This is a genomic window from Rhodococcus sp. BL-253-APC-6A1W (assembly GCF_012843405.1).
In the GTDB taxonomy this organism is placed as follows: domain Bacteria; phylum Actinomycetota; class Actinomycetes; order Mycobacteriales; family Mycobacteriaceae; genus Rhodococcus.
Window position 1 is genome coordinate 199469 of the sequence record NZ_JABAFB010000006.1, and the last position, 16794, is coordinate 216262.

Below are 16794 nucleotides of genomic sequence, written 5' to 3' on the forward strand. Positions count from 1 at the left end.
GGCGATCAACTCCCGGATCGGTGAGCGCCCGGGGGCACGTCGTCCGGGCCGGTCCCCAGTTCCTGGGCAGCCCGGCGCCGCTCTTCTTCACGCTTTTCCTCGAGCCGCTGCCGCTCGAGATTCTCGCGCACGCGGTTGAGGTCGCGCCCCCGCTTGCGGTAGCGGTTGACGGCGACGAAAAAGATCACGCACGCCAGGGCCCCGACGATCGCGCCCACCAGTGACGCGCCCCGGAACCCCGGCGCATCGACATCGAGGATCCGCTCACCGGCGTGTGCGGCGTTGCTGCCACCGAGCACGATGCTCAGGGTCATGAGGTTGGGGAGCGCGATGACCAGCGCCGCCACGGCGAGCAGGATCTGTAGGACCCGGTGGTGCTTCCATCGTCGGACCTGCCAGATGCAGGCGAACAGGATGAGCGGGATCGCGGTACAGAGAAGACCGAAAGACAGCCCCCACAGAATGCCGCGGGCGAATCCACCCTCCGCGAGGCCGGCGATCCGTTGCGCCCACCATCTCGGGACGAATGCGGCGAGCACGAAATACGCAATGACGAGCACGGCCAGCGTGACGACGACGACGAGCGTCTTCTTCGCCCACGGAGGCAAACCCTGCCGTGTCTCCTCCGACCGAATACTTGCGTCCGACATCGTGCGGCCCTCCCTGGGTCCTCGGTAGACGCGCCTCAGCCTACGGACCGGTCCGAGTCGTCGAACGTGAATCGGTCCGCCTGCGTTTCTATCCGGTGACCGAACGCTTCTTTGGATACGGTGAGTCCGCAAAACGAATTGTCTCGGTTCGTTTTCGTTTCAGGGGGGAACATGCGCAGTTTCGTGGACCTGGGCCTGTTTCTGGCCGCAGTCGCACTGGGTATCGGGGCGGTGCTGCCCGTCGTCGGAGGTGTACGCCCCACCCAGATCCCGTTGTCGGGATTGCGTGACGGGTTCGCGAGCGCGGATCTCGCCGGCATCGCTTCGCCCGGCTTGCCCCTCCACGAATCTCTCGCGGTGCCACTGGCTGTCGCGGCCGTCCTGCTCCTCCTCGCGGCCTTGTTCGACTCCGTGATCACCGGATGGGTCGGAACGCTTCTGGGGATCGTCACGGCAGTCGCGTTCTGGGCGCAGATCTTCTCCGCGCACGGTGACTACGTGCAGGAGAACCGCCGGACCGCGCTCACCAACCAGAACGGCACGGTGTTGTTGCTGAGCGGCATCCTCGTGGCGTTGCTGTGCTGCCTGGTCGCGCTTCGTCGACCCCCCGGTGGCGCCGACTCGTTCGATTGACAGGTTGCCTGCCGGATCGGCACCACCCGGCGGCCGGGCTCTCCCTGCGGTGCGGTTCGTAACGGCGGCAGTCGCTAATCTCGGCCGCACGGGCGGCCGCGACGGGACGCCCATGACCAGGCAGGTGCTCATGGCAAGTCTCGACGAACTCCTCTCCCAGATCCCCCTCGACCGTGTGGCCGAGCGCCTCGGCGTCGACCGGCAGACCGCGGAGACCGCGGTGCGTGCGGCGCTGCCCACGCTCGTCGGTGGACTCGGTGCCAATGCACGCGATCCGGAGGGAGCGGCCTCGCTGATGTCGGCACTCGACGAACACTCCGGTTCGGGTGTTCTCGACGGCGGGGTGAACGTGGACGAGGTCGACGCCGCAGACGGCAGCAAGATCGTCTCCAACGTGTTCGGGGAGAAGAAGGAACAGGTGATCAGCACCCTGGGTGCGGTCAACGGATCCGGCGGGAACGACCTGATTGCCAAGCTTCTCCCGATCCTCGCGCCCATCGTGCTCTCCTACCTCGCAAAGCAGATCACCGGCAACGGCGCCACCACGGCCGGCGACGCTCGGCCGAGCGGTGGGATCGGCGACATCCTCGGAGGTCTGCTCGAAGGCGCGGCCGGTCGTTCCGGTGCGGGTGGCGGCGGCATCGGGGACGTTCTCGGCAGCGTGCTCGGGGGCAACTCCGGCGGCGGTCTCGGCGGGATTCTCGGTGGTCTTCTCGGCGGCGGCAAGCGCTGAGCCGGGACACCGACGACGACGCCGGCGCCCTGTCGGCGTCGTCGCCCGTTTCGACCGCTGCCCCGCCGTGTCGGGGGCGGCCTCCGGCCGTAGACCGGATCCGGCCTGTACGGTGACCGGCGAACAATTGTGATCGGGGACACGGATAAGACCTGATCACGGCAGCATGTTGTACCGCGTGACAGCGCAGTACGACATTTACCTACGGTTCCGTAGGCTGACAGAGTTCATGCGACACCACACGGAGGGTACGAAGGTATGACGCGAGTCCTGACACAGTTGGAGTTGCTGCGCGAGCTGGAGCCCGTTGCCGAAGCGAACGTCGACCGTCACCTGTCGATGGCGAAGGACTGGCATCCTCACGACTACGTCCCGTGGGACGAAGGACGCAACTTCGCTGCGATGGGCGGAGTCGACTGGGAGCCCGAGCAGTCACAGCTCGGCGAGGTCGCCAAGGCGGCGATGATCACCAATCTCCTCACCGAGGACAACCTGCCCTCGTACCACCGCGAGATCGCCGAGGCGTTCTCCCGGGACGGCGCGTGGGGTACCTGGGTGGGCCGCTGGACCGCCGAGGAGAACCGCCACGGCATCGTGATGCGCGACTACCTCGTCGTCACCCGCGGTGTCGACCCGGTGGCACTCGAGAATGCGCGCATGGAGCACATGACCAACGGCTTCGGTTCCCCGAACGAGACGGGAATGCTCCATTCGGTCGCGTACGTGACGTTCCAGGAACTCGCGACGCGCGTGTCGCACCGCAACACAGGTCTGGCCTGCAACGACTCCGTGGCCGACAAGATGCTGCAGCGGATCGCCGCCGACGAGAACCTGCACATGATCTTCTACCGCAACATCTGCGACGCCGCGCTCGACGTCGCGCCCGTGCAGGCACTGGAGGCGATCGTTCACGTTCTCCGCACCTTCGAGATGCCCGGAGCGGGGATGCCCAATTTCCGCCGCAACGGAGTGCTCATGGCGAAGCACGGCATCTACGACCTGCGTCAGCACCTCGACGACGTGGTGATGCCGGTGCTGCGCAAGTGGCGGATCTTCGAACGCGATTTCGGAGCCGGTGGCGCCCAGCTCATCGACGAACTGGGGACCTACCTCGAAGAACTCGAGCGCCAGGCCGTGAAGTTCGAGGACATGCGCGACCGGTCGCTCGCACGCGAAGCAGCCAAACTGGAACGCGCGGGCGCCCTGTCCTGACCCCGGACCGAGGTTCGTCCCGGCAGATTCGGGGCCTACGTCGGTAAACGGTTATCCTGTGCCCGGTACCGCTCTCGGTACCGGGCACAGTCGTCTCCCCGGCGAGGTACCGCGGGAGTTCGCAGTCTTGTTGAAACACAACGCTTTCAGAGGTTCTTTATGTCACCCCTTCGCATCGGCTCGCTCGAACTGAACAGCCCGGTCGTGCTGGCGCCGATGGCGGGAGTGACGAACGTCGCATTTCGCACTCTGTGCCGCGAACTCGAACTCGAACGAGCCGGAAGCACCTCCGGGCTCTACGTGTGCGAGATGGTCACCGCCCGCGCTCTGGTCGAGCGACATCCCGTCACCATGCACATGACGACGTTCGGCCCCACCGAAACCCCGCGTTCACTCCAGCTGTACACCGTCGATCCCGACACCACGTACGCGGCGGCGAAGATGATCGTCGACGAGAACATGGCCGATCACATCGACATGAACTTCGGCTGCCCGGTGCCCAAGGTCACCCGGAAGGGCGGCGGGTCTGCCCTTCCGTACAAGCGCCGACTGTTCGGGCAGATCGTGGCCGCTGCGGTGCGGGCCACCGAGGGCACCGATATCCCGGTGACGGTGAAGTTCCGGGTCGGCATCGACGACGAGCACCACACCCACCTCGACGCCGGGCGCATCGCCGCCGACGAGGGCGCGGCCGCTGTGGCACTTCACGCCCGGACCGCCGCGCAGCGGTACTCGGGCGCTGCGGACTGGAACGAGATCGCCCGGCTCAAAGAGCACGTCACCACCGTCCCGGTTCTCGGCAACGGCGACATCTTCGACGCGGGGGATGCGGAGAAGATGATGACCCAGACCGGGTGCGACGGCGTGGTCGTCGGTCGCGGCTGCCTGGGCCGCCCGTGGCTCTTCGCAGAACTCAGCGCCGCGCTCAACGGCCAGGAGATCCCCACTCCTCCGTCCCTGGGAGAAGTGACGCAGATCATGCGGCGCCACGCCGAGCTGCTCGCCGACCATCACGGCGAAGACCGCGGCACTCGCGAACTCCGCAAGCACATCGCGTGGTACCTGCGCGGCTTCCCCGCCGGGTCCGAAGTCCGCAGCGGTCTCGCGCGGGTGTCTTCGCTCGCCGAACTCGATGATCTGCTCGGAAAACTCGACGCCGACGTGCCGTTTCCCGCGGATGCGGAGGGCCCCCGTGGGCGTCAGGGTTCACCGAGCAGCGTCGCACTGCCCGAGGGCTGGCTCGACGATCCGGAGGACACCTGCGTCCCGGTAGGTGCCGACATCATGCACTCGGGCGGGTAGGAGTCCTTACCCTTCCCGTCGTGTGCGCGTCCACATGAGGGGTCCGTCACCGGCCGCGTGTACCGCTTCGGTAACAGACGGTCAGTATCATGACGGGATCATTGCGCACCGCCCCCTATGCGGGCGGTGCGCGCGAATGCGGTCGACCCGCGGAGAGGCAAGGCACCGGTGGACGAAGGGCACGACTCGGGCCTGCCCGACAATCGCGCTCCTTGGGAACGTCCGATAGCCGACCCCACCTTCCGTGAGGCTCCGTCCGGGCATCGCCGCCGCAGTCGTGCCCGCCGCGCCGACATCCCGGCCGACGGTGCGCGTGCCGGTGGCGCTCATTCGGAGGATGCCCGTTCCAGAGGTGCGCATTCCGCGGAGGCGCAGTCCGAGGGTGACCACGCGGCAAGCCGCCGTGATTCCGGCCGGAACCGCCGCGCCGCGGACGCCGGCGACCCCGAGCGGCTCACCGTCGCGGACCTCGTCGACAAGGTGTCGCGCCGAGACGGGTCACCTCCCCCGACGCCGACGCCGACGCCCACGCCCCCGCCCACGCCCCCGGTCACGGCGTCGTCCTCACTGCCTCCCGCACATCCGCGCAACGGTCTTCCCGCGAGTCCGCCCGGCCGGCCGGTTCCTCCGCCGCCCACGGGCCGGCCCCTTCCGGCATCGCCTCCCCCCGTACCACCCACCGCAGCACCTCCTGCCGCACCACCGCCTCCACCGGTGCGAACACCGCAGCCCGGCCCCCCACGGCCACCGGTCGCGTCGCCACCGCCCGTCGCCCCGCCACCGCCTGTCGCCCCACCGCGGCCGCCCGTGGTGCCGCCACCCCGTGCGGCCGTTCCCCCGCCCGGCCCCCCTCCGCCCCGGCGCGCACCCCGGCCTCCCGTCGAGGACAGTCCGACCGAGTTGATCGCGCCGGTCGACGACGACTTCGAGGCCGAGCCCCCTGTCGACGACGACCTGCACGACGAGCCCGTCCACACCCGGACGGTCCGGGCGCACGCGGCACCGAAAGAGGTCGGAACAGACGGACTGACCCGCCTCGAGTCGAGCAAGCGACGGAAGGATCGCAGGCTGCGCGTCGCGGCCCGGTCCGCGGTCGCGTTCTTCTCGGTCCTCGCACTCCTCGGCACCGGATCGGTGTGGGCATACGTGAAGTCGACGGAAGCGGGTTTCTCGCAGATCGCGGCGCTCGACACGGAGTCCGCCGACATCGTCGACGCGGCCGGGCAGACCGGCGACGAGACCTATCTCATCGTCGGTACCGACACCCGTGCCGGAGCCAGCGGTGCGGTCGGAGCCGGCACCACCGAGGACGCGGAGGGAGCCCGCGCCGACACCGTGATCCTCGTCAACATCCCGGCGGACCGCAGTCGTGTCGTCGCGGTGTCGTTCCCGCGCGATCTCGATGTGGAACGTCCGGTGTGCCGCGGCTGGGACAGCGCGACCGGCGACTACAGCTCGGATACCTTCCCTGCGGCGGACGGCGACAAGCTCAACGCCACGTATGCCCTCGGTGGGCCGAAATGCCTGGTCAAGGTCATCCAGAAGATGTCCGGGTTGAAGATCGGCCACTTCGTCGGCATCGACTTCGCCGGGTTCGAAGCCATGGTCGACAAGGTCGGCGGGGTCGAGGTATGTACCACCACGCCACTCGAGGACGGGGAACTCGGCACCATTCTGGACTCGCCCGGCACGCACACGCTGAGCGGCCACAAAGCACTCGATTATGTCCGGGCGCGCTACGTCTTCACCGAAGGCAACGGCGACTACGGCCGGATCACCCGGCAGCAGAAATTCCTGTCGTCGCTGCTGCGCTCGGCGCTGTCGAACAAGGTCCTCCTCGATCCGGGCAAGCTCAACGGATTCATCAGCGCGTTCACCAGCGCGACGTTCGTGGAGAACGTCAACACCGAATCCCTGGTCAAGCTGGGCCGCTCGCTGCAGAACGTCGACGCCGGAGCCGTCACCTTCCTGACCGTGCCCACCGCGGGAACGAACGACTGGGGAAACGAAATCCCCCGGCTCGACGACATCGAGTCGATCTTCACCGCGATCATCGACGATCTCCCGCTCCCCGGTGAACGGCGCGAGGAACCTCAGGACGACGCCGGTGCCCCACCACCGGAGCCGGCTCCGACTGCTCCCGCTCAGATCGCGGTCGACCCGGGCGCGGTGAGCGTGCAGGTCTCCAACGCGTCCGGTGAGTCCGGCCTGGCAGCCCGGATCGCCGAAACCGTCGGGGCGTACGGCTTCCCCGTCTACGAGGTCGGCAACTACTCGGGCACGAGCGCCAAGACGGTGATCCGCTTCGCGGCGGGCCAGGAGGCCGAGGCGATGACCGTCGCCACGGCGTTCCCGGGCGCTGTGCTGCAGGAGGCACCCGCATCCGCCCAGCTCGGTTCGATCGTCGAGATCGTGCTCGGCACCGGGTTCGACGGCACGGTCGTCGCCCCCACTCCTGCGGGAAGCCGGCTCGAGCCGGTGAAGATCGAAGCGCCCTCCAGCAAGGATTCGATCGAACTCCCGCCCGATCTGTCGATCACCAACGCAGGGGACGATCTCTGCGGGTGACGCCGCTCCTGCCCACTCGTTCACCCGGGGTTCACCCGATGCTCGTGACCTGTACTTTTCCGCACCGTAGGGTGTGCCATTATGCGCGTCGTCTACAACGTACAAATGAGCGAACTCGGTGACCTCCTCGGAGAGATGGCCGGACTCGCCGGACTTGCAATGGAGCGGTCCACCGAAGCCCTACTCACCGCCGATCTCGGCCTCGCCGAGCAGGTGATCGAGGAGCACGACAAGATCACCGACCTCGCCGTGGTGTGTGAGGAGAAGGCGTTCCAGCTCCTCGCCCTCCAGGGGCCGGTCGCGGGCGATCTCCGAGCGGTGGTCAGCGGTATCCAGATCGTCGCCGACATCGATCGCATGGGCGCACTCGCCCTGCACATCGCGAAGGCGACCCGCCGGCGTCATCCGAACCACGTGCTTCCCGACGAGGTCAAGGGATACTTCGCCGAGATGGGCCGCATCGCGGTAGCCCTCGGCGGGGCCACCCGCGAAATCCTCGAAACCCGCGACCCGGAGCGCGCGTTGCGTCTCCATCACGAAGACGAAGCGATGGACGATCTGCACCGCCATCTCTTCAAGGTCCTCATGGACCCGGAGTGGAAGCACGGCGTCGCCGCGGCCGTCGACGTCACCCTGCTCGGTCGCTTCTACGAGCGCTTCGCGGACCACGCGGTGGAGGTCGGCCGGCGCGTGATCTTCCTGGTCACCGGCAAGCTCCCCACGGAAGAAGACATCCGCGAACTGGGTAACAAAGTCGACAAACTGACGGTGTACCCCACCGAATCCTGATTCGTCCGAGACACGTGAAGGCCCCGGCGGGATGTTCCCGCCGGGGCCTTCGCGTGTGACGCACCAGGTCTCGGGTCAGCCGAAACGACCCGAGATGTAGTCCTCGGTGGCCTTCTGGGTCGGGTTGGAGAAGATCTTCTCGGTGTCGTCGATCTCGACGAGCCGACCCGGACGACCGGTCGCCTCCAGGTTGAAGAATGCGGTCTGATCGCTCACGCGCGCAGCCTGCTGCATATTGTGGGTGACGATGACGATCGTGAAGTCCTGCTTGAGTTCGGCGATCAGATCCTCGATGGCGAGGGTCGAGATCGGGTCGAGCGCGGAGCAGGGCTCGTCCATGAGCAGCACGTCGGGCTGGACCGCGATCGCGCGCGCGATGCACAGTCGCTGCTGCTGGCCACCGGAGAGACCGCCGCCGGGCTTGTCGAGGCGGTCCTTGACCTCGTTCCACAGGTTCGCGCCGCGCAGCGACTTCTCGGCAACCTCGTCGAGCGTCTTCTTGTCGCGTGCGCCCTGCAACTTCAGGCCGGCGACCACGTTGTCCCGGATGGACATGGTGGGAAACGGGTTCGGGCGCTGGAACACCATGCCGATGGTCTTACGCACGCCCACCGGATCTACATCGGCGCCGTAGATGTCTTCACCGTCGAGCAGCACGGATCCCTCGACGCGGGCGCCGGGGGTGACCTCGTGCATCCGGTTGAGCGAGCGCAGAACGGTGGACTTGCCACAGCCCGACGGCCCGATGAACGCGGTGACGCTCCGCGGCGGCACGGAAAGGGTCACGTCGGCAACGGCGTGGAACTTTCCGTAGAAGATGTTGACGTCCTTGAGATCCAGACGCTTGGCCATTACAGGCTCCCTACTGGTGTATCGATGTCGTGAGAGAAGGTCATGCGGCGGCTACTTCCTCGAGCCGACCTGCGAGTAATGGCTGATCACCTTGGCCGCGACGTTCAGCACCGCGATCACAAGAATCAGTGTGAGGGCGGCGCCCCAGATGCGCTGCGAACCGGCGGCAGTCGGGTTGTTCATTTCGGCGACCATGACGCCGGGGAGCGAACCCTGCTCACCGCCGAACAGGTCGAAATTGATGAACGGCGCGTACCCGACCAGGATCAGCAGCGGCGCGGTTTCGCCCATGACCCGGGCGAGAGCGAGCATGATGCCCGTGATGATTCCGGCCATCGACGTGGGAAGAACGATCCTGACGATCGTCTTCCACTTGGGCACACCCAGCGCGTAGGAGGCTTCGCGGAGGTCCTGCGGCACGATCCGCAACATCTCCTCGGTGCTGCGCACCACCACCGGCACCATCAGCAGCACGAGCGCGAGGGATACCGCGAAGCCCGACTTGGGCATTCCGAACGTGGACACCCACAGGGCGTAGATGAACAGCGCCGCGACGATCGACGGCACACCGCTGAGGATGTCGACCATGAAGGTCGTGATCTTCCCGAGCTTGGACCGGCCGGCGTACTCCACGAGGTAGATCGCGACGAACACGCCGAGCGGTATCGAGATGATCGCGCAGACGAGTCCCTGCAGCAGGGTGCCCACCAGCGCGTGGTAGATGCCGCCCCCTGTCGAGGAGGCGGTCAGGCCGCTCAACGAGTGGGTGAACCACGTGGCCGACATCAGGGCCGGAAGGCCCTTGGCGACGACCGTGGCCAGCACCCAGACGAGCGGCACCAGCGCGACGAGTACCGACAGGGTCACCAGCACGGTGGCGCCGACGTCGGTGATGCGCCGGCGGGTGCTCACCTTCTGGAAGGTGGGCGCCTTGACGGGCGAGTCGAGGGTTGTCGTCGACATCGGTCAGTCCCTCTTTCCTGCGACCACCATGCGGGCCGCGGCGTTGACCAGGAAGGTCAGCACGAAGAGCACCAGGCCGGCAGCGATGTAGGCACCTGCCTGGATGTCGTTGTTGAACTCGGCGTAGCCGAGAGCGATCTTGGACGCGATCGTGGCGCCACCGTCGAACAGGGACCACGAGAACCCAGCCGACGTCGTGCGCAGGATCAGGTAGAGCGCCATCGTCTCGCCGAGTGCGCGACCGAGACCGAGCATCGATCCGCTGACGTAGCCGGACTTGCCGAACGGGATGATCGTCGTCCGGACGACCTCCCAGCGGGTGGCTCCGAGCGCGAGCGCGGCCTCGATGTGCGCGACCGGCGTCTGCACGAACACCTCGCGGCTCACCGCTGCGATCGTCGGCAGGATCATCACCGCCAGGACGATCCCCGCGGTGAAGATCGTGCCACCGCCCACGATCGAACCGCTGCCCGTGGCGAACAACGGGAACCAGCCGAACGTGGTGTTGAGCCACGAGGCGACCGGGCGCAGGAACGGCGCGAGCACGAGCACGCCCCACAAGCCGTAGACGATCGACGGAACCGCGGCGAGCAGATCGATCACGTAGGCGAGCGGCTTCTTGAGGCGCCCCGGGCAGTAGGTGGTCAGGAAGATCGCGATACCGAGCGCGACGGGCATCGCGAGGGCGAGCGCGAAGAGCGAGACCAGCACCGTGACCTGGAACAGGTCGAGGACGCCGAAGGCCATGTCCTCGATGTCCTGCGTGATCCACTGGTCGCTCGTGAGGAAGTTGACGGTGTTGCGCTGCAGAGCGGGCACGGCACGCCACACCAGGAACACCGCGATCGCGCCGATGATCACCGAGATCAGGATCGCGGAGCCGGTGGCCAGCGAGCCGAAGATGCGGTCGCCCGGTCGCACGACAGTCTTGTGCGTGCGCTCCGAGGGTGGTGTGGTGCTGATCGTTGCCTCCGTAGTACCAGGGTGACCGCCCGTTCCTGACCGGGCCGGGTCGTCCGACTCCGTACGAGCCGTTTTCGTGGGCGCGTCAGTCATGTGCGCTCATATTCTCTCTGGGCGTGTTCGTCAGGAACGGGCGGTCCACCGATCTATTCGGACGCGATGGCGTCGATCGACTGGGTCAGACGCTCCTGGAAGGAGCTCGGCAGCGGCACGTAACCCTGTTCCCCGAGGCCGTCCTGACCCTCGTTGGCCGCCGAGAGAAGGAACGACTTCACAGCGGAAGCGGTGTCGGCGTCGTATCCGGCGGAGCAGACGATCTCGTACGTGGCGAGAACGAGCGGGTAGGTGCCCGGCTCGGTGCTCCCGAAGATCGAGGACAGGTCCAGCGTGAGATCACCTTCGACCGCGGGCGCGAACTCGGCGCCCTCGATTGCCTTGGCGGCGGACTCCTCGGTGAGTTCGACCGGGCCCGAGCCGTTGTCGATCCGCGCCATGCTCAGCCCGTTCTGATCCGCGAACGACTTCTCCACGTAGGTGATCGAGCCGGGGGAGCCGCTCACTGCCTGCGCGACGCCCGCTGAGCCCTTCGCGCCTTCACCGGTGCCACCGGTGAAGTCGGATCCCGCGCCGGTGGTCCATGCACCGTCGGACGCGACCTCGAGGTACTGCTGGAAGTTGTCCGTGGTGCCCGACGAGTCGGAGCGCACGATCGGCGTGATCGCGCTGTCGGGCAGGTCCACACCCTCGTTGAGTGCGGCGATGGCCGGATCGTTCCACGTGGTGATCGAGCCGTTGAAGATCTTGGCGGTGGTCGCGGCGTCGAGCACGAGGCCGTCGACTCCGTCGAGGTTGTATGCCAGCGCGACCGGGCCGAACACCAGCGGAAGGTTCCAGGCGGGGTTGCCGGCGCAGCGCTCGAGAGCCTGCTCGGCCTGCTCACCCTTGATCGCGGAATCGGACCCGGCGAAGTCGATCTGCCTGGCGGTGAACTGTGTGCGACCGTCACCCGAGCCCGTCGGGTTGTATGCGACGTTGACCGTTGTGCCCTTCTGCGAGCACACGGCGATGTAGGTGGCCACGAACTGGTCCATCGCATTCTTCTGTGCGGATGAGCCGGCAGCGGACAGGTTGGGTTTTCCCTCACAGGTGGCACTGGACGCGGACGCATCCACATCTATCGAACCCGAGTTGTCGTCGGTACCGCACGCGGTGAGCGTGAGAGCACCGACCGCCAATGCGCCCAGCAGGGCACCATTGCGCTTGAGGTTCACCTGTACTCCTCCGGAGTTCACGACCGCTGACCGAAGGCAGCGGAATCGAGGCGCGGGTGATCCCTGCGCCGGGCCGCCACAACGGACCCGTATGAAAAAACTAGGTGCTCACGGTTGACTGACGGACGACCCCGGGTGAACGGGGGATGAACAGACCGGATACACCTGGCAGCACTGTTGCCGCGGTCACGCCGGCACTGTTGCCGCGGTCACGATCGGGCGTAGGCGACGTCCACGTGGAAACGCTCGAATCCCAGCTTGCCGTAGGTGTTGAGCGCCGCGGTGTTGTCACCTTCGACGTAGAGCAACACGGTGTGGAGCCCACGGTCGCGGAGGTGATGCAACCCCGCGAGTGTGAGCAGCCGTCCCAGGCCGCGACCCTGCGCGGACGGGTCGATGCCGACGACGTACACCTCTCCGAGGGCTTCCTCCCCGTCCGTGGCCGGATGCACCTTCGTCCAATGGAACCCCAGCAGGACATCGGGATCGGCGGCGTCGAACGCGAGGAACAACCCTTCGGGGTCGAACCACGACTCCGCGCGGCGCTCCGCGACGTCGACGTCCGTCCAGCGTCCTTGCTCGGGATGCCACTCGAAAGCCGCCGCGTTGACCCGGAGCAGTTCGGAGTCGTCGTTCGGCCCCTGGTAGGTGCGCAGCACGATCGAGTCCGGTACCGCGACGGCGGGTAGTTCGGGGACGTCGAGGGGGCGGCGGAGCTGGAGCAGTTCACGAACGCCGGTCAATCCCAGCCGGTGTGCCACAGCGCGCGCTGCCGGAAGGTCACCGTGTGCCCAGACCCGGGCCCCGTCGCCGCCGGCCGTCAGCGCGGCGTCGACCAGTTCACCGCCGAGTCCCTGCCCCCGATGGGCGGGGTCGACGACCACTTCGGCCATGGCGGGATGGTTCTCGTGCGCGGGTACGAGGTTCGCGTAGCCGACGACGGTGTCGTCGACCGTCCTGATCAGGTGTCTGGCGTCGCTGTCGCGGGTGAGGGAGTGGATCACCTGCTCCGAGACCGGCGCGGTGCCGTCGGCAGCGCCCGCTCGGGCGATGACGTCGCGCACCCCCTGCGCCTGTTCGGACGACGGAAGACCGGTGAACTCGGACGCAATGCTCATTCGGCGAATTCTGCCTCGGACTCCTCGAGTTCCGGGGCGATACCCCCTGCTTTGTTCCGGGAGGACGGCCGGACAGCCTTGTAGCCGACGTTGCGGACGGTCCCGATCAGGGATTCGTATTCGGGGCCGAGCTTCGCTCGCAGGCGCCGGACGTGCACGTCGACAGTGCGGGTGCCACCGAAGAAGTCGTAACCCCACACCTCCTGCAGAAGCTGTGCACGGGTGAACACCCGGCCGGCGTGCTGGGCGAGGTACTTGAGGAGTTCGAACTCCTTGTACGTCAGGTCGAGGGGACGACCACGCAACCGGGCGGTGTAGGTGCCTTCGTCGATCGACAGTTCACCGAGGGTGATCTTGCCCGAACTCTCCGCGCTGACGAGGCCGCCTGCACGTCCGACGAGAAGGCGCAACCGCGCATCCAGTTCGGCCGGGCCGGTGGTCGTGAGCAGGATGTCGTCGAGGCCCCACTCGGGATTCACGGCAACCAGGCCGCCTTCGGTGAGCACCGCGATAACCGGGATAGCCGACCCTGTACTGCCGAGCAGACGACACAGTCCTCGTGCTGCCGCGAGATCGCTGCGCGCATCGACGATCGCTATGTCGGCAGAACTGGCCTCGAGCAGCGACGATACTTCCGTCGGAGCCGGTCGGACCGAGTGCGCCAGCAGCGCCAGCGACGGCAGGACCGCGTCCGGGTTCGGGTCGGAGGTCAGAAGGAGAAGCTCCACTGGGCCTCCAGTTCCTCGCGCTACCAGCGCGGATCGGGTGCGTAAACGACGTGCTACAGATTAGCGCTCTGTTTGTTACCGGCATGTAAGCACGACGTCGCAGAAGATCGATTCCCACATTTCGGACACGCTGCTCGCATCCGCGGCACGGTGCCCGCGGCCGCGTCGGCCACAATGGGAGGCGTGCGCAAACTGATCTTCGGTCTCGTGGTCCTGCTCGGAGTCGCCGTTCTCACCGACTTCGGCGCGGCGGCGTGGTCCGAGTACCGCGTGTCTCGTGCACTGCGCGAGGGTGGCGTACTCCAGGCCGATCCCGCCGTCACCATTCACGGCTTCCCGTTCCTTCTCCAGGCCCGCAACGGGCATTACGAGAACGTGGAAATCGTGGCCGACGGAGTGCACACCGAGATGCTCGGGGACATCACCGTCGAAGCGAACCTCATCGGCGCCCATGCCGCCGCGGGCGAACTGCTCGACGGGTCGATCCGTACCGTGCCGGTGGACCTCCTGTTCGGCCGCGTCATGATCGACGCCACCGAACTCGGGCAGCTCTACAACATCCCTGACCTGCAGATTTCCGCCCCTCCGGAGAGCAAGTCCGACGGGACCGGCGGGTCGGGAGGATCCGGTCCGACCACTGCCGGCGGCGTCGTGCTCACCGGTACCGTGCCGGTCGGGCCGGAGCCCGCGACGGTGAGCGTGCAGGCCGACCTCGTGCTCGACGGGGACCGCGTGCACATCGTGGCGTCCGACCTGTACTTCGGCCGGGAGGGGCGCGCGGACTTCGCGGTGCCCGACGCGCTGAAGCCGGTCGTGCTCGGGTTGTTCACCACGACGATCGAGCCTCAGGATCTGCCCTTCGGCGTGAAGCCGACGTTCGTGGAGGCACGAGGATCGCGCATCGTCATCGAGGGCGAGGCGCACAACACCACGATCGATCTCACCGAGGTGCAGGCAGCCCCGTGATCGCACTCGTTGTTCTCGCGATCGTGATCGTCGCCACGCTCGGCGTCGGAGTGATGTTGCGCACACGCGAAGGCAAGATCCGCGCGAGCAGCCCGGAAGGCGCCGGATCTGACTACGTCGACCCTGCGCTCGCGGCGGTGGGGGTGGGCGGCGGCGTGCCCGTGATCCTGCACTTCTCCGCGCCGTGGTGCGGACCGTGCGCATCCGTCCGGCGCGTGATCGCCCGTGTCCTCGGCGACACGTCCGGAGAAGCACTCGACGTGGAACTCGACCTCGACGAAAACCCGCTTCCCGCCAGGCAGCTCGGGGTGATGTCGCTACCGACGACCTTCGTGTTCGACGCCGCCGGACGCGAGCGCTACCGGGTGTCCGGTGTACCGGAGGCCGCCGACCTCCGCGCGGCCCTCGCATCTCTGTAATACGCAGTGGTCCTATTTCCCCCGATCTTCGGTTAAACTCCTCGCGTGCACACACGCCAGGAGCTGATGCTCACCCGACGCCGCGCAGTCGACCTGTGCCGCCTCGGCGCGTGTTGTTGTACCTGCTCCTGACGCACGGCTGCTGAGTAGTCACCGCGGGCTCCTGTCCCCGCTCCGCAGTTGCTGACGTCTCCCCCGATGCGTTTCCCCGCGGTCGGTCGCCGTTCGGCGACCGAATCCCGCTCAGCTATCCCGGATCCCAGCAGGAGCACTCTCATGTCCGTTCCCGGTCCCACCCGTACCGGTTCGCAGGTCGACGTCCGCGGACCGCGTTTCGCAGCGTGGATCACCACCGCCGTCTTGGTCGTCGTACTGCTCGTCTCGACGGTCTCGAACACCGTTGCGGGCGTTGTGCTCGGGGTGCAGGCCCTCGTCTTCGCGATCGGCGCAGCGTTCGGTCCGCGGCGCAGCCCGTACGGCGCGCTGTTCGCAGGCCTGGTCGCACCACGATTGGGCGCACCTTCCGAGACCGAACCTGTTGCGCCACTGCGCTTTGCACAGTTCGTCGGCTTCGCATTCGCGGCTGTCGGCACCGTCGCGTTCGCGCTCGGCGCCGGAACCGTCGGAATCGTGGCCACCGGCTTCGCGCTGTTCGCCGCTCTCCTGAATGCCGCCTTCGGCTTCTGCCTCGGCTGCCAGATCTACCCACTGATCGCTCGGTTGCGTTCCGTCGCGGCCTGATCACCACCCGGCTTCAACAACCACACGCACCATCACCGAAAGGAATATCCATGGCTCGCTCCGACGTCCTGGTCTCCGCCGATTGGGCAGAGCAGAATCTCGATGCACCCAAGACCGTGTTCATCGAGGTCGACGAGGACACCAGCGCCTACGACGGCGGCCATATCGAAGGCGCCATCCGGCTGGACTGGCGCAAGGACCTGCAGGACGGCGTCCGCCGCGACTTCCTGAATCAGGAACAGTTCTCGGCGTTGCTGTCCGCCAAGGGCGTCGCCAACGACGACACCGTCGTGCTGTACGGCGGCAACAACAACTGGTTCGCCGCGTATGCCTACTGGTACTTCAAGCTGTACGGCCACCAGGACATCAAGCTCATCGACGGCGGTCGCAAGAAGTGGGAACTCGACGGCCGCCCGCTGTCGAAGGACGAAGTCACCCGGCCCGCAACCGAATACAAGGCACAGGCACCGGACACGTCGATCCGTGCCTTCCGCGACGAGGTGATCGACGCGATCGGTTCCAAGAATCTCGTCGACGTGCGTTCCCCCGACGAGTTCGCCGGCAAGATTCTCGCCCCGGCCCACCTGCCGCAGGAACAGGCACAGCAGCGTGGCCACGTCCCCGGCGCCGTCAACATCCCCTGGAGCACCACCGCCAACGAGGACGGCACCTTCAAGTCCGACGACGAACTCACCGCGCTGTACGCGGCGAAGGGCTTCGACGACAGCAAGGAAACCATCGCCTACTGCCGTATCGGCGAGCGCTCGAGCCACACCTGGTTCGTGTTGCAGGAGATCCTCGGCAAGAAGAACGTCAAGAACTACGACGGCAGCTGGGTCGAGTACGGCTCGCTCGTCGGCGCACCGATCGAGTTGGGAGCATAAAT

At 67.0% G+C, this 16794-nt stretch carries 17 protein-coding genes; 10 read left to right on the forward strand and 7 right to left on the reverse strand.

Annotation, left to right across the window (positions count from 1 at the left end):
* Nucleotides 1-5: 5 nt before the first annotated feature.
* The gene (locus HF877_RS11310) at nt 6-650 is read right to left on the reverse strand and encodes a hypothetical protein (protein ID WP_169621262.1); all 645 of its coding nucleotides are present in this window, start codon (nt 648-650) and stop codon (nt 6-8) included.
* A 171-nt stretch (nt 651-821) separates the two neighbouring features.
* On the opposite strand from HF877_RS11310, the gene HF877_RS11315 reads away from it, so the two are divergent.
* The 6 genes from HF877_RS11315 (at nt 822) to phoU (ending at nt 7887) form a co-directional block, all read left to right on the forward strand.
* Nucleotides 822-1283, forward strand: a complete 462-nt coding sequence (locus HF877_RS11315; RefSeq protein WP_169621263.1) for a hypothetical protein — start codon at nt 822-824, stop codon at nt 1281-1283.
* A gap of 130 nt (nt 1284-1413) precedes the next feature.
* Nucleotides 1414-2016, forward strand: coding sequence for a DUF937 domain-containing protein (locus tag HF877_RS11320; protein WP_169621415.1), 603 nt, complete (start codon nt 1414-1416; stop codon nt 2014-2016).
* Nucleotides 2017-2274: 258 nt separating this feature from the next.
* Nucleotides 2275-3228: an acyl-ACP desaturase gene (locus tag HF877_RS11325; RefSeq protein ID WP_169621264.1), complete on the forward strand. Its 954-nt coding sequence runs from the start codon at nt 2275-2277 to the stop codon at nt 3226-3228.
* Nucleotides 3229-3387: 159 nt separating this feature from the next.
* Nucleotides 3388-4530 (forward strand): tRNA dihydrouridine synthase DusB, encoded by a 1143-nt coding sequence (gene dusB / locus HF877_RS11330; protein ID WP_169621265.1) that lies wholly within the window; start codon nt 3388-3390, stop codon nt 4528-4530.
* Nucleotides 4531-5337: 807 nt separating this feature from the next.
* Entirely contained in the window at nt 5338-7098 is a 1761-nt protein-coding gene (locus HF877_RS11335; RefSeq protein WP_346765119.1) for an LCP family protein, read from the forward strand.
* A gap of 81 nt (nt 7099-7179) precedes the next feature.
* Nucleotides 7180-7887, forward strand: coding sequence for a phosphate signaling complex protein PhoU (gene phoU, locus HF877_RS11340; RefSeq protein WP_169621267.1), 708 nt, complete (start codon nt 7180-7182; stop codon nt 7885-7887).
* Nucleotides 7888-7962: 75 nt separating this feature from the next.
* Here the strand turns inward: phoU and pstB are convergent, their stop codons facing one another.
* The 6 genes from pstB to HF877_RS11370 form a co-directional block, all read right to left on the reverse strand.
* Nucleotides 7963-8739: a phosphate ABC transporter ATP-binding protein PstB gene (gene pstB / locus HF877_RS11345; RefSeq protein ID WP_169621268.1), complete on the reverse strand. Its 777-nt coding sequence runs from the start codon at nt 8737-8739 to the stop codon at nt 7963-7965.
* Nucleotides 8740-8790: 51 nt separating this feature from the next.
* Complete coding sequence (pstA, locus tag HF877_RS11350) at nt 8791-9702, reverse strand: phosphate ABC transporter permease PstA (protein WP_169621269.1); 912 nt, start codon at nt 9700-9702, stop codon at nt 8791-8793.
* A 3-nt stretch (nt 9703-9705) separates the two neighbouring features.
* The gene (gene pstC / locus HF877_RS11355; protein ID WP_169621270.1) at nt 9706-10758 is read right to left on the reverse strand and encodes a phosphate ABC transporter permease subunit PstC; all 1053 of its coding nucleotides are present in this window, start codon (nt 10756-10758) and stop codon (nt 9706-9708) included.
* 53 nt (nt 10759-10811) lie between these two features.
* The gene (gene pstS, locus HF877_RS11360; RefSeq protein ID WP_169621271.1) at nt 10812-11936 is read right to left on the reverse strand and encodes a phosphate ABC transporter substrate-binding protein PstS; all 1125 of its coding nucleotides are present in this window, start codon (nt 11934-11936) and stop codon (nt 10812-10814) included.
* A gap of 209 nt (nt 11937-12145) precedes the next feature.
* Nucleotides 12146-13054, reverse strand: coding sequence for a mycothiol synthase (gene mshD, locus HF877_RS11365; RefSeq protein ID WP_169621272.1), 909 nt, complete (start codon nt 13052-13054; stop codon nt 12146-12148).
* The gene (locus HF877_RS11370) at nt 13051-13782 is read right to left on the reverse strand and encodes a response regulator transcription factor (RefSeq protein ID WP_169621273.1); all 732 of its coding nucleotides are present in this window, start codon (nt 13780-13782) and stop codon (nt 13051-13053) included. The genes mshD and HF877_RS11370 overlap by 4 nt, the downstream gene beginning before the upstream one ends.
* 183 nt (nt 13783-13965) lie before the next feature.
* Here HF877_RS11370 and HF877_RS11375 point away from each other — a divergent pair, with 183 nt between their 5' ends.
* From HF877_RS11375 to HF877_RS11390, 4 genes are all read left to right on the forward strand, one after another.
* Nucleotides 13966-14748 carry an LmeA family phospholipid-binding protein gene (locus tag HF877_RS11375; protein ID WP_169621274.1) on the forward strand — a complete coding sequence of 261 codons (783 nt, stop codon included), beginning with the start codon at nt 13966-13968 and terminating at the stop codon, nt 14746-14748.
* Nucleotides 14745-15167 carry a thioredoxin family protein gene (locus HF877_RS11380; RefSeq protein ID WP_169621275.1) on the forward strand — a complete coding sequence of 141 codons (423 nt, stop codon included), beginning with the start codon at nt 14745-14747 and terminating at the stop codon, nt 15165-15167. The genes HF877_RS11375 and HF877_RS11380 overlap by 4 nt, the downstream gene beginning before the upstream one ends.
* A gap of 276 nt (nt 15168-15443) precedes the next feature.
* Nucleotides 15444-15908, forward strand: a complete 465-nt coding sequence (locus HF877_RS11385) for a DUF4395 domain-containing protein (protein ID WP_169621276.1) — start codon at nt 15444-15446, stop codon at nt 15906-15908.
* A gap of 50 nt (nt 15909-15958) precedes the next feature.
* The gene (locus HF877_RS11390; protein WP_169621277.1) at nt 15959-16792 is read left to right on the forward strand and encodes a sulfurtransferase; all 834 of its coding nucleotides are present in this window, start codon (nt 15959-15961) and stop codon (nt 16790-16792) included.
* Nucleotides 16793-16794 lie beyond the last annotated feature (2 nt).